This window comes from Caulobacter endophyticus (genome assembly GCF_003116815.1).
Lineage (GTDB): Bacteria > Pseudomonadota > Alphaproteobacteria > Caulobacterales > Caulobacteraceae > Caulobacter > Caulobacter endophyticus.
The window spans coordinates 159,578-184,015 of record NZ_QDKQ01000011.1 but is presented as its reverse complement, the minus strand read 5'-3'; the positions used below and the strand labels follow the sequence as shown (position 1 = coordinate 184,015).

Sequence of the window (24,438 nt, the reverse complement as noted above, 5' to 3'; positions counted from 1 at the left end):
GCCCACGCCCGGCGCGAGGCCGCCGCCGCGCTGCTGGCGCCCGGCGCGCCGCGCGGCGGGGCCGCCGTCACCGCCGTCATGGACGGTGTCGAGGCGCTGGACGGCCACTTCTCGCGTTTTTCGCCCGCCCGCAGCGCCTCGGCGATCGCGCCGCTGCTGCTGATCGGCCTGACCGCGCTCGCGAGCCCCGTCTGCGCGGCCATCCAGCTCTTCACCCTGCTGCCCTTCATCGCCGCCATGGCCCTGGCCGGCATGGCCGCCGCCGACGCCTCGCGCCGGCAGTTCCTGGCCCTGGAGCGGCTGTCGGCGCTGTTTCTCGACCGCGTGCGCGCCCTGCCGGTGGTGCTGGCCTTCCAGGCCGAAAACCGCGTGACCTCCGGCCTGGCCGGCGCCGCCCATGATCTTTCCAGGCGCACCCAGGCGGTGCTGCGCGTGGCGTTCTTCTCGTCGGCGGCGCTGGAGTTCTTCGCCGCCCTGTCGGTGGCCCTGGTCGCAGTCTACTGCGGCTTCAACCTGCTGCGCCTGCTGCCCTTCCCGGTTCCCGAGACGCTGGACCTGAAGCGGGCCTTCTTCGCCCTGGCCCTGGCGCCGGAGGTCTATGCCCCGATGCGCCGGCTGGCGGCGGCCTACCACGACCGCCAGGCCGCCGAATCGGCCGCCCTGACCCTGGCGCGCCTGCCCGCCCCCGCGCCGGCCGCCGCGCCGCTGGACCTGGCGTCCGCGCCGCAGATCCGCTTCGAGGGCGTGAGCGTGATCTATCCGGGCGGCGAGGCGGCGGTGTTCGAGAGCTTCGACCTCGCAGCCCCGGCCGGCAAGATCACCGCCCTGCTCGGCCCCAGCGGCTGCGGCAAGACCACCCTGCTGAACCTGCTGACGGGCCTTGCCCCGCTGAGCGCCGGCGAGGTGCGGGTGGGCGAGGCCAGGCTGTCGCAGGCCGGCGCCTTCGCCTCCGATCTGGCCTGGGCCGGGCAATCGCCCCTGCTGCTGGCCGGAACCCTGGCCGACAACCTGGCCCTGGCCCGCCCCGGCGCCTCGCGCGACGAACTGGAAGCCGCCGCTCGCCGCGCCGGCCTGTCCGACCTGCTCGACCGCCGGGGCGGCCTCGACGCGGCCCTGGACGAGCGCGGCGGCGGGCTGTCGGGCGGCGAGCGTCGGCGCCTGGGGATAGCCCGCGCCCTGCTCAAGCCCGCGCCGATCCTGCTGCTGGACGAGCCGACCGCCGATCTCGACGCCGCTGCCGAGTCCGCGCTGATCGCCGCGATCCGAGAGGCCGCCGCTGGCCGCACGACCCTGATCGCCACACATTCCGAGGCCCTGGCGGCCGTCGCCGACCAGGTGGTGCGCCTGTGAGCAAGAGCCCGCTTTCCAAGCTGGTCGCCCAGCAGCGCCGCCGCCAGGCCGGGCCGCTGATCATGGCCGCCGCCGCTTCCGCCGTCGTGGGCGCCGGCTCGACCGCCCTGCTGGGCCTGTCGGGCTGGTTCATCACCGGCGCGGCCCTGGCCGGCGCGGCGGGGCTGGCCGCGGCCCAGGCCTTCAACGTGTTGCTGCCCAGCGCCACGATCCGCCTGCTGGCCATACTGCGCACCGCCGCCCGCTACGGCGAGCGGCTGCAGGGCCACGCCGCGGCGCTGGACGCCCTGGCGGCCATCCGTCCGCGCCTGTTCGCCGCCCTGGCCGCCGCCCCGCCGCGCGAGGCCCTGGCCGTCTCCCGAGGCGAGGCCGCCGCCCGCCTGGTGCAGGACGTCGACGCGGTGGAGACCCGCTTCGTGCGCCTGTCCGCCCCCTGGGGCGCCAGCGCCGGAGTCGGCATGGCGCTGGCCCTCGGCGCCCTGGCCGGGATCGCTCCGGCCCTGGCCATCCTGGCCGCCGTAGCGCTGCACCTCGTCCTCGCTCGACTGCTGACCCGGCGGCTCAGCGCCCCGGCCGGGGCGGCGATCCAGGTCGCGGCGGGCGAGCTGAAGGAGGCGTTGGCCGCCTTCGCCGCCGCGGCGCCGGAGCTGAAGGTCTATGGCGCGCAGGGTCCCGTCCTCGACCGCATCGGCGAGCTCGGCGACAGGCTGGACGCGCTGAAGGTCCGCGCCGCGCGAGCGCAGGGGATCCTGGGCCTGTCGGAAGGCGCGCTCACCGGCCTCGTCGTCGCCGCCGTGCTGGCCCTGGCCGCCCCGGCCTCGGCCCCGCTGGCGGCGCTGGCCGCCCTGGCGGCGGTCATGGCCATCGAAGCCGTCGCCCCGATCGCCCGCGCCTTCGAGCAGGACGGTGCGGCGAAGGCCGCTGGCGAGCGTCTGGACGCCCTCCTGCAGCATGCGCCCATCCCGGCCCTGCCAGCGCAAGCCGCCCGCCCCGCCCTGCGCCTTCAGGGCCTGGAGTTGCCGCCCGGCGCGCGCCTGGCCCTGACCGGCCCCACCGGCAGCGGCAAGACCACCCGCCTGGAACAGCTGGTCGGCCTGCGCCCCGTCCCCGCCGGCGTCTTCGCCCTCGACGGCGAGGACGGCGCGGACCTGGCGCCCGCCGCCCTGCGCCCGGCCTTCGCCTACGCCCCGCAGGACGCCGCCCTGCTGGCCGGCACGGTGCGCGAGAACCTGAGGCTGGCGGCCCCCGCCGCCACGGACGAGGCCCTGTGGGCCGCCCTCGACGACGCCGCCCTGGCCGAGCGGGTGCGCGCCCTGCCCCAGGGTCTCGACACCTGGCTGGGCGAGGCCGGCGAGCGGCTGTCTGGCGGCGAGCGCCGGCGCCTGTCGCTGGCCCGGGCCCTGCTGCGCGACGCCCCCTGGCTGCTGCTGGACGAGCCGACCGAGGGCCTGGACCCCTCCACCGAGGCCCGCGTCGTCGCCCGGCTGGACGCCCGCCTGCGCGAAACAGGGCAAGGCCTGGTGCTGGTCAGCCACCGCAGGGCGCCGCTGGCCCTGTGTGAACAGGCGATGGCGGTGGAAACGGTGTCGCATCCCGTCGCGTCGGCTATAAGCCGGCCCATGATCGAACCGGCGAAGCCTTGAGGCCCATGGCGGCTCCCCCGCGTGCTCCCCCGCGTGCTCCCGGCCCGCTTTACAGCGAGCTGCGTCCCGGCGTGTTCCTGGCCTCGGCCACGATGATCGCCGCCTGCGCCCTGCTCTATTTCGCCCTGCCCAGCCGCTACGCAGCCCCGGCGGCCTTCCTGCTGTTTGTGCCCTCGGTGCTGGTCAGCGCCGCCCTGGGCGGCCTGGTGCCCGGCCTGATCTCGACCGTCGTGGCCTCGGCGATGGTGTGGTCCCTGACCTTCTCTCCGCATCCCGACCAGGCCACGGCGGTGTCGAGCATCGTGTTCCTGATGATTGGGGTGGGCATGTCGATCGGCGGCGGCTGGTTCCACGCCGCCCGTCACCGCACCGCGGCCATGACCAGCCACCTGCGCTCGATCCTCGACACCGTGCCCGACGCGGTGGTCGTCATCGACCCGCGCGGGATCATGACCTCGTTCAGCCCGGCCGCCGAGCGGCTGTTCGGCTGGACCGCCGCCGAAACCGTAGGCCGCAACGTCAGCATGCTGATGCCCGAGCCGCACCAGAGCGCCCATGACGCCTATCTGGAGCGCTACGAGACCACCGGCGAGAAGCGGGTGATCGGCATCGGCCGCGTCGTCACCGGCCAGCGCCGCGACGGCACCACCTTTCCCATGGAGCTGGCGGTCGGCGAGACCAAGGGCCCGATCCGCGCCTATACCGGCTTCATCCGCGACCTGACCGAGCGCCACGCCACCGAGGCCCGCCTGCAGGAGCTGCAGGGCGAGCTGGTCCACGTCTCGCGCCTGACGGCCATGGGCGAGATGGCCACCACCCTGGCCCACGAGCTGAACCAGCCGCTGTCGGCCATCGCCAACCTGCTGACCGGTTCGCGCCGGCTGATGGACCGCGGCCGCCCCGAGGACCAGGCCAAGGTGCGCGACGCGATCGACCGCGCCTCGGACCAGGCGCTGCGGGCCGGCGACGTGATCCACCGCATGCGCGAGTTCGTGCGTCGCGGCGCCACCGAGCGCGACGTCGAAAGCCTGTCGGAACTGGTCGACGACGCCCGGGCACTGGCCCTGATCGGCGCGCGCGAAGGCCAGGCCGACGTCCGCATCGCGTTGGACCGGGCCTGCGACGCGGTGTTCGCCGACCGGGTGCAGATCCAGCAGGTGCTGGTCAACCTGATCCGCAACGCCGTCGAGGCCATGGACGGCCGGCCCGTCCGCCGCCTGACGGTGGCCAGCCGCCGGACCAACGACGGGACGATCGAGGTGTCCGTGGCCGACACGGGCGCGGGGGTCGACGACGAGTTCCGCGAGCGGCTGTTCCAGCCGTTCATGACCACCAAGGCCGACGGCATGGGCGTGGGCCTGTCGATCTCGCGCTCGATCATCGAGGCGCACGGCGGCCGCATCTGGGCCGACGCCAATCCGGAGGGCGGCACGGTGTTCCGCTTCACCCTGCCGCCAGCCCCGGCCACTATCCGCACGCCTGAAGCCGACCAGGAGACGATTTGATGAGCGACGCCGTTGTGCACGTGGTCGACGACGACGCCGACGCCCGCGACTCGCTGGCCTTCCTGCTGGAGACGGCCGACTTCCGCGTGCGCACCTACGCCAGCGCCCTGGCCTTTCTGTCCGAGCTTGGCGAAGCCGAGCCCGGCTGCGTGATCACCGACGTGCGCATGCCCGGCATGACCGGCCAGGAGCTGGTGCGCCGCCTGAAGACCGAGGGCTCGCCCCTGCCGGTGGTGATGATCACCGGCCACGGCGACATCCCCATGGCGGTCGAGGCCATGCGCGACGGCGTGGTCGACTTCATCGAAAAGCCGTTCTCCGAGGCCCGCATCCTGGCGGCCCTGGAACGCGCCCTGGCCGCGGCTCCGCAGCAGCCCATGGTAAGCGACGACCAGGCCCAGGTGCTGGCGCGGATGGAGACCCTGTCGGAGCGCGAGCGCCAGGTGCTGGACGGCGTGGTCGCCGGCCACCCCAACAAGATCATCGCCCGCGACCTGGGCATCAGCCCCCGCACGGTCGAGATCTACCGCGCCAAGCTGATGAGCAAGATGCACGCCGACAACCTGGCCGCCCTGGTGCGCATGACCCTGTCGGTACGGAGCTAAGCATCCCCGTTGCGGGAGAAGGACCTGGGTTAGACCCCGACGGCCTTCTTCACCTGCACGCTCAGCGCGTCGGTGATCAGAGGCTTGTGGGCCACGCCCGCCCACAGGGCGTCGGTGACGGTCAGGTCGATCGGCCCCTCGGCGACGAGTACGGCGGGCGTACGCACGCCCTTGCCGCGCAGCGAGGCCAGGGCCAGGAGGTCGATATCCAGCACCAGGCAGTCGGCGGCGATCAGTTCGGCCAGCGGAACCTCGGCGACCTCGGCGAAGGCGCGCGGCCAGTAGCCCTCGGTCTCCAGGGCGAAGGCCAGGGCTTGGCGCAGGGCCTCGTCGGCCTCGACGATGATCACCAGCGGACGGGCGGGCGAAGGGGCGCACATGGCACCAGTCAAGCCTGGGTCGGTCCAGCGCGCCTTGATCCGGCGCAAATCGAGCAGGTCGGCGATCATGCGATCGTCAGCGTCATCCAGACCGACGCCTTCTGGCCCGGGGCCAGGGCGACGATGCCGGTCTCGCCTTCTCCGAACGGATCGGGACGGCTGGAGGTCGGCTCGACGCAGACGAAGTCGGCGCCCGGCGGCGAATAGACATGCGCCCAGCGGCAGTTGTCGGAGGCCTCGATGATCGTCGAGGTCCCTTCCGGGGCCGACAGAACGGCCTTGCCGCCAAAGCCGGTCCAGCAGTTGTCGATCAGGCTGTCGGTGGCGGTCGGCGCGCCCGCGGTCCAGTCGCGCATCCAGGATCCCTGGTGGTGGACGGTGGGCAGGACGTCGGCGTCGACCATCCAGACGCCGTCGACATCCATCTTCAGGCGCTCGCCCGGGCGGGCGGCGAAATAGGGGTGCAGGCCAAGACCGGCGGGCATGGTGTCTGTCCCGGTGTTGGTCACCGACAGCTCGACGCGCAGGCCCTCGTCCGACAGCACCAGGATCTGCTCGGCGCGATAGGCCCACGGCCAGTCGCTCGGGGCGTGGTCATAGGTCAGGACGGCGCGGGCGTCGGACAGGCCGGTGACGGTCCAGGCCGCGCGCCAGCCCTGGCCATGCAGCGGATGGGGGTGACCGCCAAGGTTCGGTGCCAACGCCACCTCGCGCCCCTGGAAGGCAAAGCGGCCGTTCGGAATACGGTTGCAGAACGGGACCAGCGGGAAGCAGCCGACGTTCAGCGCGTCGGTGGTCCCTTCCGGCGTCGGGCGAAGCACGTCTCGGCCGTCGAACACGAAGCGGCCGATCGAACCGCCCACCTCGGGCAGCAGTTCGACGCGGGCGCGGGCGGTCGCCAGGACGGGACGGGTCATGAGGGAGCTCCTGGTAGCGCTAACTGGCGCTACGGCACGCGTCGTATGCCAGCTTGGCCGGGGTGGAAACAAGAGGACCAATCAACATCGCCGTCAGTAGCCGGCGTAGCGACCCGGCTTGTGGTTGGCGATGATGACGATGCTGAGCGCCACCGCCGACAGGATGGAGAGCAGGAGCTTGTCGAGGCTGACGACCATGAAGGCTGCGCCCACCACCAGAACGTCGGTGCCCATCTGCACCTTGCCGGCGCTGATCCCGTGTTTTTCCTGCAGCCACAGGCCCAGCACGCCGATCCCGCCCACCGAGGCGCGGTGGCGGGCCAGGGCCAGAATGCCCATGCCGATGATGGTGCCGCCGAACACCGCCGCGAAGATCGGATCCACGCCCTTCAGCTTCAGCCAGTGCGGCAGGGCCAGGGTCAGGCCGGTCAGGGCGACGTTCACCGCCAGGGTCTTGAACATGAACATCCAGCCCAGAGCCCGCTGGGCGAAGACGTAGAACGGCAGGTTCAGGACGAAGAACACCACCCCTACCGGCCAGCCGCCGAGATAGGAGACGATCAGGGCGATCCCGGCGATGCCGCCGGTCACGAGGCCGGCGGTCTTCAGCAGGGTCAGGCCTACGGCGATAAAGCTCGTGCCGATCAGCAGCGCGTGAACGTCTTCGATGATCGTGTGGCGCGTGGCGGGCATGGAAAGGGTGGCTGCGGCGGCGTTCAAGGGCGTCGAATCGTCGTCTGGAGGGATGGGAAACGGCCGTCCGTCCCGATCACGTTTCCGTCCCGCCGCCCCTTCCGCCGCCGATCTCCGGCCGCGTGGAACGCTCTTGTCGCGTCGGATGCTTGATAGCGTCCGTGTCTAGCGTCATATATCATCTGAACGCGACGCCCCATGGGCGCCGCGCGAAATCCTCTACAACAATTCCGGAGCCGCCCCTATTCGCCGTCCCATGCAAGCGCCGCCCGTCAAGGATGGACCGCGTATCAACGATGAAATCCGCGTCCCGCGCGTGCTGCTGATCGACCAGAACGGCGAGAAGCAGGGCGAGATGCCGACCGCGTCCGCCATGGAGGCGGCCGAGGAAGCTGGGCTGGACCTGGTGGAAATCGTTCCGAACGCGAACCCGCCGGTCTGCAAGATCCTGGACTATGGCAAGTTCAAGTTCCAGGAACAGAAGAAGAAGAACGAGGCCCGCAAGCGTCAGAAGGTGGTCGAGCTCAAGGAGATCAAACTCCGCCCGAACATCGACATCCACGACTATGAGGTGAAGGCCAAGGCCATGCACCGCTTCTTCGAGGAAGGCGACAAGGTGAAGGTCACCCTGCGCTTCCGCGGTCGTGAAATGGCTCACCCGGAGCTCGGCATGAAGCTGCTGCTCAAGGTCAAGGCCGACTTCGACGAGATCGCTAAGGTCGAATACGAGCCCCGCATGGAGGGCCGCCAGATGATCATGATCCTGGCGCCCCGCTAAGCTCAGGCTCTATGCTGAAGACGCCCCGGTCATGCCGGGGCGTTTTTCGTTTCCGGTTTCGTCCATGCCCCAGTCCGCTCCCAAGCAAGACCCCCTGTCGCTCGACCCCAGCCTGACGCCCAAGGCCTGGCGCGAGGCCTTCGCCGCCAGCGGCCGGCTGCACGTGCCGGGGATACTGACCGCCGACTCGGCCGCCCGCCTGCACGCGGCCCTGACCATCGACACGCCGTGGAGCGGGGTGGTGGGCGTCGAAAAGAAGCTCTGGACCCTGCCGCTGGACGGCCCAGGCGCCCTGTCCCAGGCCGATGACGCCGCGCTCGACCGCCAGGTGGCCGAGGAGACCCGCGCCGGCTTCGGCTTCCGATTCGACAATTTCCGGGTCAGCGACGAGGTCGAGGCCGGCCGCCGCGAAGGCCGGCTGCTGGAAGCCGCCTACGACCTGATCAACGGCGAGGCCTTCCTGGGCTTCGTGCGCGACCTGACGGGCGATGAGCGCCCCGAATACTGCGACTGCCAGGCCACCCGATATCGCCCCGGCCACTTCCTGACCGAGCACGACGACCATGCCGACGGCAAGAACCGGCTCTACGCCTACGTCCTGAACCTGACCCCGCAGTGGCGCAGCGACTGGGGCGGCCTCCTGCTGTTCCTCGACGGCGACGGCCACGTGGCCGAGGGCTACACGCCCAGCTTCAACGCCCTGAACATCTTCCGCGTCCCGCAGAAGCACGCCGTCAGCTACGTCACCCCGCACGCGGCCGTCCCGCGCCTGTCGCTGACCGGCTGGATTCGCACGCGGGGCTGATCGCCCCTCGACCGCACATTGCGGTCAAGCTACAGATCGCCCCGGGGAAGAGGACCGGGGGTTCAGACGTGTTGCATAGGATAGGAGCGGCCATCGTTACGGCCGCTGTTTTGGGTTTCGGGGCCGCTCACGCCGCGCCGATCGAGGCCTACGGCCGGCTGCCCAACATCGAGGACGTGACCATATCGCCCGACGGCTCGCTGCTGGCCGTGTCCACGAGCCTGGCGAACGAGGACCGGGTGGTCTCGATCCACAAGGCCGCCGACTCGAGCGTCATCAGCGTCCTTCGCATGGGCAAGGAAAAGCTGCGCTGGGTGCAATGGGCCGGCACGCGCCACCTGCTGATCACCACCTCGACCACAGCCCTCGTGCGCGACCTGGCGGGCCCCAAGCGCGAGTACTGGATGACGACCAGCTACGACATCGCCACCAAGAAGCAGTCGCTTCTGCTCGCCAACCAGGCTGGCGCGATGAACGTGGTCTACGGCCCGGCCATGGTCCGCAAGGTCGGCGGCGACATGACCGCCTTCGTGCAGGGCATCTATTTCGTCGAGAACTACGGTCGTGTGACCCTGTTCGCGGTCAATCTCGACAAGAACCGCACCAAGATGATCGAGGCCCGCTCGGAAGATACCGACGACTGGCTGGTGGACGCCGCCGGCCTCCCGCTGGCCCAGTCGCAGTATGACCAGTCCAAGGGCGTGTGGTCGCTGCGGATCAAGGGCGACCGCGGCTGGGCGCTGGCCGACCAGGCGACCAGCCCGATGGGCTCCTATGGCGTGTCGGGCCTGGGCCGCGACGGCAAGAGCGTGCTGGTGGCGCTGCACAACGCCGACGGCGACACCGTCTATCGCGAGTACGCCCAAGGCGGCGGCCACGCCGACCTGCCGATGGAGCGCCCGTTCGACGGCCTGATCCGCGATCCGGCCACGGGGGCCCTGATCGGCGGCGTGACGCTGGTGGGCGACGACGTGCGCTACCAGTTCTACGACCCCAAGAACGACAACGCCTGGAAGGCCGTCCAGAAGGCCTTCCCCGGCGACCGCGTCTCGCTGGCCTCGTGGTCGGACGACCGGCGCAAGATCGTGGTCCTGGTGGATTCCGCCACCGAAGGTCCCGCCTACGCCCTGGTCGATCTCGACAAGAAGAGCGCCGACTGGCTGGGCTCGTCCTATTCCAGCCTCGGCCCCGACGACATCGGCGAGGTCCGCCCGGTGAAGTATAAGGCCGCCGACGGCCTGGAGATCACCGGCTACCTCACCCTGCCCAAGGGCAAGCCCGCCAAGAACCTGCCGCTGATCGTGCTGCCTCACGGTGGTCCGGAAGGCCGCGACGCCCCCGGCTTCGACTGGTGGAGCCAGGGCCTGGCCTCGCGCGGCTACGCGGTGCTGCAGCCCAATTTCCGCGGCTCCGAGGGCTTTGGCCAGGACTTCGTCCGGGCCGGCTTCGGCGAGTGGGGCAAGAAGATGCAGACCGATCTGTCGGACGGCGTGCGCCACCTGGCCAAGGAAGGGCTGATCGATCCCAAGCGTGTCTGCGTGGTGGGCGCCAGCTACGGCGGCTACGCGGCCCTTGCCGGGGCGACGATCGACACCGGCGTCTATCGCTGCGCCGTCTCGGTGGCCGGCCCGTCCGACCTCAAGCGCATGCTGGTCGACAACCAGGAACGCTACGCCACCAGCAAGAACGCCGCGATGCGTTACTGGCTGCGCTTCATGGGCGCCGACGGCGTGCGCGACCCAGACCTGGCCGCGATCTCGCCCGCCAAGCTGGCCGCCAAGGCCGACATTCCCGTGCTGCTGATCCACGGCAAGGACGACACCGTCGTGCCCTACGTGCAGAGCAAGCTGATGTCCGAGGCCCTGACCAAGGCCGGCAAGCCGGTGCAGTTCATCACGCTCGACGGCGAGGACCACTGGCTGTCGCGCGGCGCCAGCCGCCAGAGGATGCTGGCCGAGACCGCCGCCTTCGTCGAAAAGCACAACCCGCCGAACTGACGTGCTCAGCCTCGCGCCGCCCTGGGCGGCGTGGGGTGATGCCGCCGCCAGACCCGGCGCAACTGGCGGGTCGAGGCGAAGCCGGCCCGCTCGGCCACGCTTTCCATATCCAGTCGGGTCGCGGCCAGCATCTCGCTGGCCAGGGCCAGGCGCAGGCGGTTGATGTAATCGGTCAGCCCCATGCCCGCATGGGCGTTGAAGAGGCGCGACAGGTGCCGGGGGCTGGCGGCGGCCAGGTCGGCCAGCACCTCCAGGCTCCAGTCGCCCGCCGGGTCGGCGGCGATCGCGTCCTGCACGCGGTGAATGGCCGGATGGACATGGTTGCGCCCCTCCAGCCACGGCGACAGCTGCGGGTCCGAAGGCCCCCGGCGCAGATAGACCACCATCTGGCGGGCGATCGACACCGCCAGGGCGGAACCGCGCAGCCGGGCGACCAGATGCAGCATCAGGTCGACGCCCGAGGTGACGCCGGCGCTGGTCAGGCGCTCGCCGTCCTCGACGAACAATCGATCCTCCAGCACCCGCGCGCTGGGCGCCAGGCGCGCCAGGTCCTCGATGCAGGCATGGTGGGTGGTGCAGGCCTTGCCGGCCAGCAGCCCGGCCCGCGCCGCCAGCAGCGCGCCCGAGCAGATGCAGGCCAGGGTCATGCCGGGGCGCACGGCGCGGGCCAGCCAGGCGACGATCGCCTCCTCGTCGGCGGCGTCCGCCCCGGTGGGGCCGGAGCCGCCCAGCACCTGGTCGACATTGCCCGAGACGACGACCAGCGCCCTGTCGGGCAAGGCGTCCGGCAGCGGCGACAGCCCCGCCAGAGACAGGCCGATGGAGCTGTCGACCGCCGGCCTCGCCGCCGCATAGATCACGGAAAAGCCCGGCGAACCGGGCTCCAGCGTCGCCCGCCGCAGCACCTCCAGCGGTCCGGCCACGTCGAGCAGCAGGGTGCGCGGCGGCAGGACGACAAAGACGGGGATGACGGCGGACGAGGCGTCGGTCATGCGGCTTCCAGGGCTTCTTCCACCGTGGCGATACGGGCGAAGCGCTCGTGCAGCACGAGTTCGGTGCGGGCCTTGATCTCGTCGACGCTGAACACCCGGCCGTGGCGGTCGGTCATGTCGAAGGTCAGGGTGGCCTCGGTGACGTAGTCGACGGCGAAACCCAGGTCCGAGGCGTGGCGGGTGGTGGTCTCGCAGCACTGCTCGGTGCGGATGCCGCTGACGATGATCCGGCCGATACGGTTCTGGATCAGCCAGACCAGCAGGCCGGTGCCCACGAGCGCGCTGTGGCTGGGCTTGTGGAAGACGACCTCGGGGTTAAGCGACAGGCCCTCCACGGTGCGCACATGGCCCGAGGCCAGGCTGAAGATCCCCTCGGCCTCCACATGCAGGATCTGCACGACCGGGAGCCCCTTGGCCTTGGCTCCGTCAATCAGCGCCTGCTGGCGCTCCAGATAGACGCCGGCGACAGCCGGGTCCCACGAGGCGCGCTGGCGAAAGGAATCCTGGGCGTCGACGACGATCAGGGCGGTGGCGGCGGACATTCTGCGTAGCTCCGTAGCGATGAAGATGCCGCAGGCTAACGATGAGCTTCAAGGCCAATAAGGAACCGGACGGACGAAGAGCGGACAGAAAAGGACATCGTGACTTTCGGATTTTCCCAAGGAGCCAAGCCGATCGGCCGTGCGTCCTTCGAAGACCCGTTGCGCGGGCTCCCCAGGATGAGGGCTTTAGCACCAAAGCAATCCTCATCCTGAGGTGCGAGCCGCCGGCGAGCCTCGAAGGACGCACCGCGTCAGACTTTCCCCGCAAAACCCTCCGCACCCGGAAACTGAAATTTCAGTCGCTTTTCCAGGCTATCAGGCGTAGAGGAGCCGCCTCGAAGGTTCCCGTCATGTCCATGTCCGTCCAGGCCGCCGCGCCCACTCCCGCGCCCGCGCCTGTCCACAGTTCCCGCGCGCTCTACGTCCTGCTGCTGGTGGTGTTCATCAACCTGGTGGGCTTTGGGCTGGTGATCCCGCTGCTGCCCTTCTACGCCAAGGCGCTGAACGCCAGCCCGTGGCAGGTGACGGCGCTGTTCTCGGCCTATTCGCTGGGCCAGTTCCTGGCCGAGCCGTTCTGGGGACGGCTGTCGGACCGTATCGGCCGTCGGCCGGTGCTGATCGTCACCATCCTGGCCAACACCGCCTCTTACATCGCCCTGGCCTTCGCCCCGACCATCGCGATCGCCTTCGTGATCCGCTTCTTCAGCGGCGCGGCCAGCGGCAACATCTCGACGATCCAGGGCTACATGGCCGACGTCACCCCGCCCGAAAAGCGGGCCGCGCGCATGGGCCTGCTGGGCAGCGCCTTCGGGGCTGGCTTCGTGGTCGGCCCGGCGCTGGGCGGCCTGCTGGCCCATCCCGACGCCGGACGGCTGGGCTTCCAGCTGCCGCTGCTGGTCGCCGCGGGCCTGGCGGCCACCGCCGCCCTGGGCGTCTTCCTGTTCGTGGTCGAGAGCCGCGCGCCCCGCAAGGACGCTCCGCCGCCCCCGCCCCGCCGCGAGGCCCTGAAGGCGGCCCTGGCCCATCCGGTGCTGTCGCGAGTGCTGCTGGTCACCTTCGTCTCCACCGCAGCCTTCTCGGGCATGGAGGCGACCTTCGGCCTGTGGAGCCAGGCGCGATTCGACTGGACGCCGCAGCAGGTGGGCCTGTGCTTCGCCGTCATCGGCGTGGTGGCGTCGCTGGGACAGGGCGTGCTGACCGGACGCCTGGCCCGCCGCTTCGGCGAGCCCAAGGTGCTGACGGCGGGCCTGTCGATCATCTGCGTGTCGATGGCGATCACTCCCTTCGTGCCCAGCGCCGCCTTCGTGCCGCTGTTCGTGGGCTTCACGGCCTTTGGCCAGTCGCTGGTGTTTCCTTGCATCGCGGCCCTGATCTCGCGCGCCACTCCGCCCGACCAGCAGGGGGCGATGCTGGGCCTCAACATGGCCGGCGGCTCCCTTGCAAGGATGAGCGGACCGATGATCGCCGGCCCGCTGTTCGGCCTGGCCACCGGCGCGCCCTACTGGGTGGGGTCGCTGCTGACCGTGCCGGCGGTGATCCTGGCGATCACCGTGGGCCGCCGCGCCAAGGCGGCTCCATAGGGCTCTACGGCTAAGAGTCCGTCGGGCCTTGCTTTTCACCCGGGGTTCCCGTATTCACCCCGCCTTTCCGGAGCCGCCTGGCCAATTTGGCATGCCATGGCGGTTCGTCTCGCTATCCAGAGGACGGGGCCGTTAAACGCTCCGACGCGAAATGCCTAAGTTGAAGACGAAGTCGGGCGCTAAGAAGCGCTTCAAGATCACGGCCACGGGTAAGCTGAAAGCCGGCGTCGCCGGCAAGCGCCACCGTCTGATCGGCCACAACGGCAAGTACATCCGCCAAAACCGCGGAACGAAGGTGATGAGCGAGGCTGACGCCAAGACCATCCGTTCGTACCTGCCCTACGGCCTTTAAGAGGAGCGCTGACACATGGCTCGCGTTAAACGTGGCGTCGTTGCTCACGCCAAGCACAAGAAGGTTCTTGAACAGGCGAAGGGCTTCTACGGCCGCCGCAAGAACACCATCCGTACGGCCAAGGCCGCGGTCGACAAGGCCGGCCAATACGCCTACCGCGACCGCAAGGTGCGCAAGCGCGCCTTCCGTTCGCTGTGGATCCAGCGCATCAACGCCGGCGCCCGCACCGAAGGCTTCACCTACTCGCAGTTCATCCACGGCCTGGATGTGGCGGGTATCGTGATCGACCGTAAGGTCCTGGCGGACATCGCCGGCAACGACGCCGTTGCGTTCAAGGCCATCGCCGACAAGGTTCGCGCTGCCCTGGCCTAAGGACATCTGAGCTTCATCGGCTCACCTATCCTTTGAAAAGCCCTCCGGCGCGAGCCGGAGGGCTTTTTGCTGTCCGCCTGTCGGCGGCCCCCTCCGGCCCTCCGGACCACCTCCCCGGAGAGGGAGGATCGGGGTCCGCGCCCTCACGATGCTCCCCCTCTGGGGGAGCTGTCGCCGAAGGCGACTGAGGGGGTCGCCCCCCGGCCGCAAATCCTCTAGACGAATGCCCGTCATGACCGATCTCAACACCCTCGAAGCCGAGGTGCTGGCCCAGGTGGCCGCCGCCGGCGATCTCCAAGCGCTCGACGCCGTCCGCGTGGCGGCCGTCGGCAAGACCGGCTCGATTTCGGGCCTGCTCAAGACCCTGGGCGCGATGAGCCCCGACGAGCGCAAGGAACGCGGCGCGGCGATCAACGCCCTGCGCGACCGCGTGCAGTCGGCCATCACCGAGAAGAAGGCCGCCCTTGAGGCGGCCGAACTCGACGCCCGTCTCTCGCGCGAGACGCTCGACCTCACCCTGCCCGGCCCCTACCGCCGCAAGGGATCGGTCCATCCGACCATGCAGGTCATGGACGAGATGGTGTCGATCTTCGCCGACATGGGCTTCGCCGTCGCCGAAGGCCCGGACATCGAGGACGACTTCCACAACTTCACGGCCCTGAACTTCCCCGAGAAGCATCCGGCCCGCGAGATGCACGACACCTTCTTCTTCGAACCGAAGGAGACGGGCGAACGCATGCTGCTGCGCACCCACACCAGCCCCGTGCAGGTGCGCACCATGGTCTCGCAGAAGCCGCCGATCCGCATCATCGCGCCGGGCCGCACCTACCGCTGCGACAGCGACGCCACCCACACGCCGATGTTCCACCAGGTCGAGGGCCTGGTGATCGACAAGGGCATCCACATGGGCCACCTGAAGTGGACCCTGGAGACCTTCATCGCCCGGTTCTTCGAGACCGACGCGGTGACGACGCAGTTCCGCCCCCACCACTTCCCGTTCACCGAGCCGTCGGCCGAAATGGACGTGCAGTGCGACCGCTCGGGCGGCGAGATCAAGATCGGCCAGGGCACGAGCTGGCTCGAGATCCTGGGCTGCGGCATGGTTCACCCCAACGTGCTGCGCGCCTGCGGCATCGATCCGGACGAGTACCAGGGCTTCGCCTTCGGCATGGGCGTCGATCGCCTGGGCATGCTGAAGTACGGCATGCCGGACCTGCGCGACATGTTCGCCTCGGACAGCCGCTGGCTCGCCCACTACGGCTTCTCGGGCTTTGCCGCGCCGAACGCCGCCTCGGGCCTGAGCTGATGAGCGGCGTCGTCTTCGGCGGCCGCCCCGGCCGCATCGTCACCGATCCGTACGCCACCGAGTTCAACGAACTCGACATCGCGATCTTCGACCTCTACCGGGCCCAGCTCGCCAAGGGCCAGAACATCATCCGCGGGCGCACCTTCAGGAACTGCCACCTCGAAGGTCCCTCGGTGATGCTGGCCCGATCGGGCGTGACCTTCGACGAGACCGATTTCGGCCCCTCCGGCGGCGACATCGCCTCGCTGGTGCTGCGCCCGGCCTCATCCACCCGCGTCGTCGGCGCCATCCCGTTCGAGGATTGCGCCTTCATCGGGTGCCGCTTCTTCTCGGTCGGGTTCACCGGTCCCGAAGTCTTCCTGCAGCAAGTCCTCGCGCTGGAAACCAGATAATGAAATTCACCCTTTCCTGGCTCAAGGATCACCTCGACACCGAAGCGACCGCCGCCGAGGTGGTGGCCGCCATGACCATGGCCGGTCTCGAGGTCGAGCACGTCACCGACCCGGCCGCCAAGCTGGCCGCCTTCAGCGTCGCCAAGATCGTCGAGGCCGTTCAGCACCCGAACGCCGACCGCCTGCGCGTCTGCCAAGTCGACACGATCGACGGCCGCAAGGAGATCGTCTGCGGCGCCCCGAACGCCCGCGTCGGCCTGACCACCATCTACGCCCCGATCGGCGCCTATGTGCCGGGCCTGGGCGTGACCCTGGTCGAGAAGCCGGTGCGCGGCGTCGTCTCCAACGGCATGCTTTGCTCGGGCTCGGAGCTGGAAGCCGACGACGGCTCCGAAGGCATCCTGGAACTGTCCAGCGACCTGGCGGTCGGCACGCCCGCCGCCGTGGCCCTGGGCCTTGAAGCCGTCATCGACTTCGAGGTCACCCCCAACCGCCCCGACTGGCTGGGCGTCGCCGGCATCGCCCGCGACCTGGCCGCCGCCGGCGTCGGCGAGCTGAAGGACCTGTCGATCGCCCCGGTCCCCGGGACCTTCCCCTGCCCGATCACGGTCGCGGTGGACGGAGAGGCCTGCCCGGTGTTCTCGGGCCGCCTGATCAAGGGCGTGAAGAACGGCCCCTCGCCCAAGTGGCTGCAGGACCGCCTGAAGGCCATCGGCATCAATCCGAAGTCGGCCCTGGTCGACATCACCAACTACGTCTCCTACGACCGCGCCCGGCCGCTGCACGTCTATGACGCGGCCCTGCTGTCGGGGTCGAAGATCGTGGCGCGCTTCGGCCATCACGGCGTCCATGGCGACGAGCACCTGATCGCGCTTGACGGCAAGACCTATGAGCTGACCCCGGCCATGAGCGTCATCGCCGACGCCGACGGCGAGCGCCCGATCGGCATCGGCGGCATCATGGGCGGCGAGAGCACCGGATGCTCGGAAGCTACCGTCGACGTCTTCCTGGAAAGCGCCTGGTTCGAGCCGATCCGCGTAGCCCAGACCGGCCGCGACACCGGCATCAACAGCGACGCCCAGTACCGCTTCGCCCGGACGGTCGACACCGGCTCGGTCGTGCCGGGCCTGGAGCTCGGCACGAAGCTGATCCTGGAACTGTGCGGCGGCGAGGCCTCGGACGTGTTCGTGGCCGGCGAGGCTCCGGCCGCGCCTGGTCCGATCCTGTTCGACCCGGCCTACGTCCAGGGCCTGGCGGGCCTGGACATCGCGCCGGAGAAGAGCCTGTCGATCCTGCAGGCCCTGGGCTTCAGGATCGAGCCGCCCAAGGACGTGCCGGTCGCCGAGTTCGCCACCCATGCCGAGAGCGTGGTCTGCGTGACCCCGCCGACCTTCCGCCGCGACGTGCACGGCAAGGCCGACCTGGTGGAGGAAGTGGCCCGCATCGCCGGCTTCGGCGCCCTGCCCTCGACGCCGCTGCCGGAAATCCCGCGCGCCGTCGGCGGCGTGCTGACCGCCCGCCAGGCCCGCGCCCGCACCGCCCGTCGCGCCCTGGCCGCGGCCGGCTACGCCGAGGCCGTGACCTGGAGCTTCACCAGCCGCGCGACCGCCCAGCTGTTCGGCGGCGGCGCGACGGAGCTGGTGCTGGCCAATCCGATCGCCTCTGAACTGGACTGCATGCGCCCCTCGGTGCTGCCCAACCTGATCGAGGCGGCCGGTCGCAACGCCCGCCACGGCTTCGCCGACGTCGCCCTGTTCGAGGTCGGCCCGGTGTTCCTGAGCGATGGTCCCAAGGACCAGCGCACGGTCGTGGCCGGCATCCTGGCTCCGCGCCCGCCGCGCGCCTGGGACAAGCGTCCCACTGAAGACGTGTTCACGGTGAAAGCTGACCTGCTGAACCTGCTGGAGGAGATCGGCGCGCCGGTGGCCTCGCTGCAGACCGCCCAAGGTTCGGCCTCGCCCTGGTGGCACCCCGGCCGCTCGGCCCGCCTGCAGCTGGGCCCCAAGGCCGTCGTCGCCGAGTTCGGCGAGCTGCACCCGGCGGTGCTGAAGGCGCTGGACGTGGCCGGCCCGGTCTACGGCTTCGAGATCGTCCTTGAGGCGATCCCCGAACCGAAGAAGAAGGCCGTCAAGACCAAGGCGGCGTTCACGCCGTCGGCCCTGATGCCGCTGACCCGCGACTTCGCCTTCGTGGCCGACAAGGCCAAGGCCGCCGGCGACCTGGTGAAGGCCGCGGCCGGCGCCGACAAGGCCCTGATCGCCTCGGCCCGCGTCTTCGACGTCTATGAGGGACCTGGCGTGCCGGAAGGCTCCAAGTCGGTGGCCATCGAGGTGCTGGTCCAGCCGCGCGAGGCCACCCTGACCGATGCCGAGATCGAGGCCCTGTCGGCCAAGGTCGTCGCCGCGGTCGAGAAGGCGGGCGGCAAGCTGCGCGCCTAGGCTTGAAGCCACGGGCCTGAGCGCCATGTGAGGGGCGAAGGTGATGCTGCGCTGCATCCACCTTCGCCCCTTTCGCGTTTCAGGCCCATGAGCGACGACCTCTTCAGCCACAACCCCGCAAAGAGCCGCTACGAACTGGAAGTCGACGGCCTGATCGCCTTCGCCGACTACCAGCGCAGCGGCCATCGCCTGGTCATCCCGCATGTGGAGGCCGATCCCGCCCTGCGCGGCACCGGCGCGGCCGGCCGCCTGATGACCAGGGTCGCCGAAGTGGCCCGGGCAGAGGGCATGCGGATCACTCCGCTATGCTCCTATGCCGCCGCCTGGCTGCGGCGAAACGATCCCGAACTGATCGCCTGACCCTTTCCGACAGGCGGATAATCCGGGAACAGCGGGCCGAACGCCGGTCACCCGGCGTGTGCAACGCAGCAAAGCCCTTGGCGAGCGTGCGGCTACTCGTGCTAGAACTTTCGCGACGGTCCAGCGCGCCCTGCCGGGAGCCTGCGCGACCGTGAGCGAAGGCTTGGATTTTCATGGTTGATATCAAGACGGTCGGCGTGATCGGCGCTGGCCAGATGGGTTCGGGCATCGCCCACGTCTGCGCGCTGGGTGGCTACGACGTGCGCCTGCACGACGTCTCGCGCGAGCGCATCGACGCCGGCATCGCGCTGATCGGCAAGAACCTGGCGCGTCAGGTGAGCCGCAATATCATCGACCAGGCCGCGGCCGACGCCGCCCTGGCCCGCGTCACCGTCGCCGAGGGCGTCGAGGCGATCGGCCAGACGGACCTGGCCATCGAGGCCGCCACCGAAAACGAAGAGGTCAAGAAGGCCATCTTCCGCAGCCTGCAGCCGCACCTGAAGCCCGACACGCTGCTGGCCTCGAACACCTCGTCGATCTCGATCACGCGCCTGGCCTCGACCACCGACCGTCCCGAGCGGTTCATCGGCCTGCACTTCATGAACCCCGTGCCGCTGATGAAGCTCGTCGAGATCATCCGCGGCATCGCCACCGACGTGCCGACCTACGAGACGGCCGTGGCCTTCGCCAAGTCGCTGGGCAAGATCACCAGCAACGCCGAGGATTTCCCCGCCTTCATCGTCAACCGCGTGCTGGTGCCGATGATCAACGAGGCGATCTACACGCTGTACGAAGGCGTCGGCACCGTCGAGGCCATCGACACGGCCATGAAGCTGGGCGCCAACCATCCGATGGGCCCGCTGGAGCTGGGCGACTTCATCGGCCTGGACACCGTGCTGAGCATCATGAATGTGCTCTACGAAGGCCTGGCCGACAGCAAGTACCGCCCCTGCCCGCTGCTGGTGAAGTATGTCGAGGCCGGGTGGCTCGGCAAGAAGACCGGCCGCGGCTTCTACGACTACCGCGGCGAGGTTCCGGTCCCGACGCGCTAAAGGCGCGTCGGTCTACCAGAGGATCGAAACGTCGTAGGCGGCCAGCTTACGGTCGTCACCAACTGCATCCCGTCGAGAATAGCCTGGGCGACAAGGATGCGATCCCACGGATGACGATGATATTGCGGCAAGCGCGCCGCCGCGGCCGCGTGCTCTTGAGTAATAGGCAGCCAAGCCATCCCCTGCAGCGTCACCATTGGGTCGAGTTCGGCTGGCAGGCTACGCAGCAGGACGTCGCGATCCCGTTTGTACTCGATCTCATAGGCGCTCACCGCGCTCACGAAGATTTCGTTCTCAAGATCGTTCAAAGCAGCGATAACCGCCGAAGGCAGCATGTTCACTCGTGTCGCCGACCAGACGAAGGCGTGCGTATCGAGCAGCAGCCTCATGCCTTAGGCCAGATCGGCTCATCCATCAGGTCTTCGAGTTCCGGATCGGAGTCGGTGAACACCTCGGCGGGGATGTCCAGATTGAGATGCTCCCAAAGGCCTAGCCGACGCTGTACCTTGGGCGCATCCAGCCCTTCGGGGTTCCTCTCGACATTCACCGTCGCTATGACCTTGCCGTCACGAACGAGCGTCATGTCCTCGCCTGCATCGATCACGGCCAGGAGTTCGTCGAGGCTATTGAGCTTGGCGATGTCGAACTGGATCGTCATGGGCGAAGCCTAACACGGCCTCGCCCCTTCGACGACTCACCCCGCGCCCAGCGCCACGGCCGTGTGGTAGACGACGAAGGCCGCCAGGTAGGCTAGGCCCACCATGTAGACGAACATCACCGTCGGCCAGACCCAGCTGTTGGTCTCGCGCTTGACCACGCCCAGGGTGGGCAGGCACTGCGGCGCGAACACGTACCAGGCCAGGAAGGCCAGGGCCGTGGCCAGCGACCACTGCTGGGACAGCAGGCTGGTCAGCGCATCGTGGGAGTCCGCGTCGCCGCCGACGGCGTAGACCGTGCCCAGCACGGCCACGGCCACTTCGCGGGCGGCCATGCCGGGGATCAGGGCCACGGTCATCTGCCAATTGAAGCCGATGGGCTCCATCACCGGGGCGATGAACTTACCCAGGCGGCCGGCGATGCTGTAGTCGATGGCCGGCCCCGTCGCGCCTTCCGGCGGATAGGGGAAGGTCGACAGCACCCAGACCAGCACCATCAGGGGCAGGATGATGCGGCCGGCGCGGTTCATGAAGATCTTGGCGCGGGTCCACAGGTTCAGCAGCACGTTGCGCGGCTCGGGCCAGCGATAGGTCGGCAACTCCATCATCAGCGGCTCGGCAGCGCCCCGCCAGAAGATCCGGCGGATCACGAACGACACCAGCAGGCCGAAGATGATGCCCGAGGCGTACAGCCCGAACATCACCAGGCCCTGCAGGGAGAACACCCCCCACACCTTCTGATGGGGAATGAAGGCGCCGATGATCAGGGTGTAGACCGGCACGCGCGCCGAGCAGGTCATCAGCGGCGCGATCAGGATCGTGGTCAGGCGGTCGCGCTTGTTGTCGATCACCCGCGTCGACATGATCCCGGGAATGGCGCAGGCGTGGCTCGACAGCAGCGGAATGAAGGCCCGGCCATGCAGGCCGGCCACGCCCATCAGCTTGTCCAGCAGGAAGGCCGCGCGGGTCATGTAGCCGCTGTCTTCCAGCAGCAGGATGAAGAAGAACAGCACCAGGATCTGGGGCAGGAACACCAGCACGCTGCCCACCCCGGCGATCAGGCCGTCGGCGATGAAGCTGGCCAGCAGGCCCTCGGGCAGATGCTCCGACACCAGTCCGGCCAGGGCCGCGAAGCCGGCGTCGATGGCGTCGGCCGGCACGGTGGCCCAGGTGAACACCGACTGGAACACGGTGAACATCAGGACGGTCAGGATCAGCAGCCCCGCCACCGGGTGCAGCAGAACCGCGTCGATCTTGCCGGTCACCGTGTCGGGCCGCTCGGGCGGACGCACGCAGGCGCGGAAGATCCGCTGGGACTCGGCGTGGGCCGCGCGGATCTCGCCGGCGCTGGGCTCGCGCCAGGTGTTGGTGCCAACGTTGGAATGGGTCAGCGTCAGGGTGTCGACCTGGGTCAGCAACTCGTCGAGGCCGCGCTTGCGGGTCGCCACGGTGGTGACGATCGGCGCGCCGATCTCGCGCCCCAGCTGCTCCACGTCGATGCGCAGGCCCTGGCGCTGGGCGATGTCGAACATGTTTAGGGCCAGCACGAACGGCCGGCCCACCTGCTTCAGTTCCAGCACCAGGCGCAGCACGAGGCGCAGGTTGGTGGCGTCGGCCACGCAGACCAGCACGTCAGGCGCGGTCTCGCCCGAAAGGCGGCCGAGCACGGCGTCACGGGTGACCACCTCGTCGGGGCTGCGGGCGCGCAGGGAATAGGTGCCCGGCAGGTCGATCACGCTGACGGTGCGGCCGCCCGGCGTGACCAGTTGGCCTTCCTTGCGCTCGACGGTGACGCCGGCGTAGTTGGCCACCTTCTGGCGGGCCCCGGTCAGGGCGTTGAACAGCGCGGTCTTGCCGGAATTCGGATTGCCGACCAGCGCGACGCGCGCGGGCCGGATAGCGGTGTCGGTCAAAGCGTCTATCCGTCGAACTGAACGGTCACGGCGCGCGCCTCGCGGCGGCGCAGGGCCACGCGGGTGTCGTCCACCCGCACGGCCAGGGGATCACGGCCAAAGAGGCCTTCCTGCAGGATCTCGATGCGCGCGCCCTCGACGAAGCCCATCTCCAGCAGGCGGCGCTCCAGTTCCTCGGCGGCCACGGCCTCGGGGGCGCCGGTCTGGCCGCGCACGGCGACGATGACACCCGCCTCGCCACGCTTGGCCGTGCTCAGGTCGCGGGTCGCCGCGTCGGAGGCAAGGCTGGCATCGGCGGTGAGGACGGCGTCGGACATTCTTCAAGCCTCGCGGCGAAAACTTGCGAACGATTATCAGCCCCAACCGCCACTGTCGATGAAAGATGCCCCGTTCGAACGCCGGTCGCGGAAAAAATTAACAGGCATGGCGCGGCGTAATGGCCCAGCCGCGTTAATCTATTCGACTCAAGGCCGCTCCGGTTGCATTAATTTTTGCAAGCGATTCGTAGGGACCCGAAATGCGAAGGCTCAAGCTGGCTTTACTGACCGGCGCCTATCTTTGCCTGGCTCTTATCGTCTCCCTGCTGCTGTGGCGCATGGGAGCGACGCCTGCCGTCGGCCTGTCGGCCTTCATCGGGTCGCTGGGCCTGTGCTTCGCGTTCCACGGCATCGTCAGCAACCTGTTCGACAACGCCCAGCTGAAGCTGGACATCGAGACCGTGCGCGAGGCCCACGGCATCCTGGTCGAGCAGATCGAGAAGATCGACGCGCGCATGACCAGCCTGGTCGAAAGCGTCGCCGAGGACGCCGAGAAGCGCTCGGCCGAGCTGACCAGCGAAGTCCACCAGCTTGAAGACCTGATGCAGCGCATGAGCGAGCGCCTGGAAAGCCAGCTGACCCACCAGGTCGCGGCCGCCCGCCACGACGCCCGCGGCCGCGGCGCCGCCCCTGTCAACGCCGTGCTCGAAGCCGTGCAGGACGCGCTGGCCGAAAACCGCGTCGACCTCTATCTGCAGCCGGTCGTCAGCCTGCCCCAACGCCGCACCGTCTTCTACGAAAGCTTCTCGCGCCTGCGCGACGAGACCGGCCGCGTGATGATGCCGGCCGAATACCTGGCCGTGGCCGAGCCCGAGGGCCTGATGACGGCCGTCGACAACCTGCTGCTGTTCCGCTGCGTGCAGATCGTCCGCCGCCTGGCCAAGCAGGACCGCAAGGTCGGGATCTTCTGCAACATCTCGCTGGCCAGCCTGGCCGACGAGACCTTCTTCCCGCAGTTCCTCGAGTTCCTGCAGGGCAACAAGGACTTGGCCGGCTCGCTGATCTTCGAACTGGGCCAGACCGCCTTCAACCAGCGCGGCCCGGTGGAGGCCCGCCACATGGCACGCCTGGCCAGCCTGGGCTTCCAGTTCAGCCTCGACAAGGTCGTGGACCTGGACCTCGACTTCCAGGACCTGGCCCGCGCCGACGTCAAGTACGTCAAGGTCGGCGCCCAGATGATCCTGGAGCAGTTGGAAGAGCTGGACGGCAAGCTGGTGTTGAGCTCCCTGCCCGACCTGAACGCCGCCGACTTCGCCGCCCTGATGCGCCGCTACGGCGTCGAGGTGATCGCCGAGAAGGTCGAGGGTGAACGCCAGATCGCCGAGATCCTCGATCTCGACATCGGCTATGGCCAGGGCCACCTCTTCGGCGAACCGCGCGCGATCCGCGACGCGGTGCTGGCCGAGACCGATCCGCCCGCCGACTTCGTCCAGGCCCCGCTGCGCCGCCGCGCCGCCAACTGGTAGGCTTCTTCGGGTTCTGAGATTTCGACC

The 24,438-nt window shown here is 69.4% G+C and carries 25 protein-coding genes; 16 read left to right on the top strand and 9 right to left on the bottom strand.

What is annotated here, in order from left to right; translation table 11 throughout:
* The 4 genes from cydD to fixJ form a co-directional block, all read left to right on the top strand.
* On the top strand, window positions 1-1,350 hold a 1,350-nt coding region (gene cydD, locus DDF67_RS01895), incomplete at its 5' end, for a thiol reductant ABC exporter subunit CydD (RefSeq protein WP_109099267.1).
* Window positions 1,347-2,993, top strand: a complete 1,647-nt coding sequence (locus tag DDF67_RS01890) for an amino acid ABC transporter ATP-binding/permease protein (RefSeq protein ID WP_233247501.1) — start codon at window positions 1,347-1,349, stop codon at window positions 2,991-2,993. The genes cydD and DDF67_RS01890, both read left to right, overlap by 4 nt.
* A gap of 5 nt (window positions 2,994-2,998) precedes the next feature.
* The gene (locus DDF67_RS01885; protein ID WP_109099266.1) at window positions 2,999-4,498 is read left to right on the top strand and encodes a PAS domain-containing sensor histidine kinase; all 1,500 of its coding nucleotides are present in this window, start codon (window positions 2,999-3,001) and stop codon (window positions 4,496-4,498) included.
* Window positions 4,498-5,103 (top strand): response regulator FixJ, encoded by a 606-nt coding sequence (fixJ, locus tag DDF67_RS01880; protein WP_109099265.1) that lies wholly within the window; start codon window positions 4,498-4,500, stop codon window positions 5,101-5,103. The genes DDF67_RS01885 and fixJ overlap by 1 nt, the downstream gene beginning before the upstream one ends.
* A gap of 29 nt (window positions 5,104-5,132) precedes the next feature.
* Here fixJ and DDF67_RS01875 read toward each other — a convergent pair whose 3' ends face one another.
* The 3 genes from DDF67_RS01875 to DDF67_RS01865 form a co-directional block, all read right to left on the bottom strand.
* Complete coding sequence (locus DDF67_RS01875) at window positions 5,133-5,552, bottom strand: response regulator transcription factor (protein WP_109099264.1); 420 nt, start codon at window positions 5,550-5,552, stop codon at window positions 5,133-5,135.
* Entirely contained in the window at window positions 5,549-6,400 is an 852-nt protein-coding gene (locus DDF67_RS01870) for an aldose 1-epimerase (protein WP_109099263.1), read from the bottom strand. Before DDF67_RS01870 ends, DDF67_RS01875 begins: the two co-directional genes overlap by 4 nt.
* 93 nt (window positions 6,401-6,493) lie before the next feature.
* Complete coding sequence (locus DDF67_RS01865; RefSeq protein WP_109099278.1) at window positions 6,494-7,093, bottom strand: YitT family protein; 600 nt, start codon at window positions 7,091-7,093, stop codon at window positions 6,494-6,496.
* Between the two features lie 256 nt (window positions 7,094-7,349).
* Between DDF67_RS01865 and infC the strand changes: the two genes are divergently transcribed.
* The 3 genes from infC to DDF67_RS01850 all read left to right on the top strand — a co-directional run bounded on the left by infC (window position 7,350) and on the right by DDF67_RS01850 (window position 10,673).
* The gene (infC, locus tag DDF67_RS01860; protein WP_058347699.1) at window positions 7,350-7,871 is read left to right on the top strand and encodes a translation initiation factor IF-3; all 522 of its coding nucleotides are present in this window, start codon (window positions 7,350-7,352) and stop codon (window positions 7,869-7,871) included.
* A gap of 64 nt (window positions 7,872-7,935) precedes the next feature.
* Window positions 7,936-8,676: a 2OG-Fe(II) oxygenase gene (locus tag DDF67_RS01855; protein ID WP_158277971.1), complete on the top strand. Its 741-nt coding sequence runs from the start codon at window positions 7,936-7,938 to the stop codon at window positions 8,674-8,676.
* Window positions 8,677-8,744: 68 nt separating this feature from the next.
* On the top strand, window positions 8,745-10,673 hold the full coding sequence (locus tag DDF67_RS01850) for an alpha/beta hydrolase family protein (protein ID WP_332888309.1): 1,929 nt from the start codon (window positions 8,745-8,747) through the stop codon (window positions 10,671-10,673).
* A 5-nt stretch (window positions 10,674-10,678) separates the two neighbouring features.
* Here DDF67_RS01850 and DDF67_RS01845 read toward each other — a convergent pair whose 3' ends face one another.
* On the bottom strand, window positions 10,679-11,665 hold the full coding sequence (locus tag DDF67_RS01845) for a GlxA family transcriptional regulator (protein WP_109099260.1): 987 nt from the start codon (window positions 11,663-11,665) through the stop codon (window positions 10,679-10,681).
* Window positions 11,662-12,207 carry an isochorismatase family protein gene (locus DDF67_RS01840; protein ID WP_109099259.1) on the bottom strand — a complete coding sequence of 182 codons (546 nt, stop codon included), beginning with the start codon at window positions 12,205-12,207 and terminating at the stop codon, window positions 11,662-11,664. The genes DDF67_RS01845 and DDF67_RS01840 overlap by 4 nt, the downstream gene beginning before the upstream one ends.
* A gap of 356 nt (window positions 12,208-12,563) precedes the next feature.
* Between DDF67_RS01840 and DDF67_RS01835 the strand changes: the two genes are divergently transcribed.
* The 8 genes from DDF67_RS01835 to DDF67_RS01800 all read left to right on the top strand — a co-directional run bounded on the left by DDF67_RS01835 (window position 12,564) and on the right by DDF67_RS01800 (window position 20,059).
* Complete coding sequence (locus DDF67_RS01835) at window positions 12,564-13,787, top strand: MFS transporter (RefSeq protein ID WP_109099277.1); 1,224 nt, start codon at window positions 12,564-12,566, stop codon at window positions 13,785-13,787.
* A 151-nt stretch (window positions 13,788-13,938) separates the two neighbouring features.
* Complete coding sequence (rpmI, locus tag DDF67_RS01830; protein ID WP_018061454.1) at window positions 13,939-14,139, top strand: 50S ribosomal protein L35; 201 nt, start codon at window positions 13,939-13,941, stop codon at window positions 14,137-14,139.
* A gap of 15 nt (window positions 14,140-14,154) precedes the next feature.
* Window positions 14,155-14,511: a 50S ribosomal protein L20 gene (rplT, locus tag DDF67_RS01825; RefSeq protein ID WP_101718180.1), complete on the top strand. Its 357-nt coding sequence runs from the start codon at window positions 14,155-14,157 to the stop codon at window positions 14,509-14,511.
* A gap of 232 nt (window positions 14,512-14,743) precedes the next feature.
* Complete coding sequence (gene pheS, locus DDF67_RS01820; protein ID WP_109099258.1) at window positions 14,744-15,817, top strand: phenylalanine--tRNA ligase subunit alpha; 1,074 nt, start codon at window positions 14,744-14,746, stop codon at window positions 15,815-15,817.
* Window positions 15,817-16,209: a hypothetical protein gene (locus DDF67_RS01815; protein WP_058347690.1), complete on the top strand. Its 393-nt coding sequence runs from the start codon at window positions 15,817-15,819 to the stop codon at window positions 16,207-16,209. Before pheS ends, DDF67_RS01815 begins: the two co-directional genes overlap by 1 nt.
* Window positions 16,209-18,647, top strand: a complete 2,439-nt coding sequence (gene pheT, locus DDF67_RS01810) for a phenylalanine--tRNA ligase subunit beta (RefSeq protein ID WP_109099257.1) — start codon at window positions 16,209-16,211, stop codon at window positions 18,645-18,647. Before DDF67_RS01815 ends, pheT begins: the two co-directional genes overlap by 1 nt.
* 87 nt (window positions 18,648-18,734) lie before the next feature.
* A complete protein-coding gene (locus tag DDF67_RS01805; protein ID WP_109099256.1) occupies window positions 18,735-19,007 on the top strand; it encodes a GNAT family N-acetyltransferase in 273 nt (90 codons plus the stop codon).
* A gap of 173 nt (window positions 19,008-19,180) precedes the next feature.
* Window positions 19,181-20,059, top strand: a complete 879-nt coding sequence (locus DDF67_RS01800; RefSeq protein ID WP_109099255.1) for a 3-hydroxybutyryl-CoA dehydrogenase — start codon at window positions 19,181-19,183, stop codon at window positions 20,057-20,059.
* Here DDF67_RS01800 and DDF67_RS01795 read toward each other — a convergent pair.
* Genes DDF67_RS01795 through DDF67_RS01780 form a run of 4 tightly spaced genes read right to left on the bottom strand, consistent with a single transcriptional unit; the run spans window position 20,056 to window position 22,945 of the window.
* Window positions 20,056-20,448: a type II toxin-antitoxin system VapC family toxin gene (locus DDF67_RS01795; RefSeq protein ID WP_109099254.1), complete on the bottom strand. Its 393-nt coding sequence runs from the start codon at window positions 20,446-20,448 to the stop codon at window positions 20,056-20,058. The two genes, DDF67_RS01800 and DDF67_RS01795, sit on opposite strands and share 4 nt — an antisense overlap.
* Window positions 20,445-20,717, bottom strand: coding sequence for a hypothetical protein (locus DDF67_RS01790; protein ID WP_109099253.1), 273 nt, complete (start codon window positions 20,715-20,717; stop codon window positions 20,445-20,447). The genes DDF67_RS01795 and DDF67_RS01790 overlap by 4 nt, the downstream gene beginning before the upstream one ends.
* A 36-nt stretch (window positions 20,718-20,753) precedes the next feature.
* Window positions 20,754-22,637, bottom strand: coding sequence for a ferrous iron transport protein B (gene feoB / locus DDF67_RS01785; protein WP_199229118.1), 1,884 nt, complete (start codon window positions 22,635-22,637; stop codon window positions 20,754-20,756).
* Window positions 22,634-22,945: a FeoA family protein gene (locus tag DDF67_RS01780; protein WP_109099251.1), complete on the bottom strand. Its 312-nt coding sequence runs from the start codon at window positions 22,943-22,945 to the stop codon at window positions 22,634-22,636. Before DDF67_RS01780 ends, feoB begins: the two co-directional genes overlap by 4 nt.
* A 200-nt stretch (window positions 22,946-23,145) precedes the next feature.
* On the opposite strand from DDF67_RS01780, the gene tipF reads away from it, so the two are divergent.
* Entirely contained in the window at window positions 23,146-24,411 is a 1,266-nt protein-coding gene (gene tipF / locus DDF67_RS01775) for a flagella assembly cyclic-di-GMP phosphodiesterase TipF (protein WP_109099250.1), read from the top strand.
* Window positions 24,412-24,438: the final 27 nt, after the last annotated feature.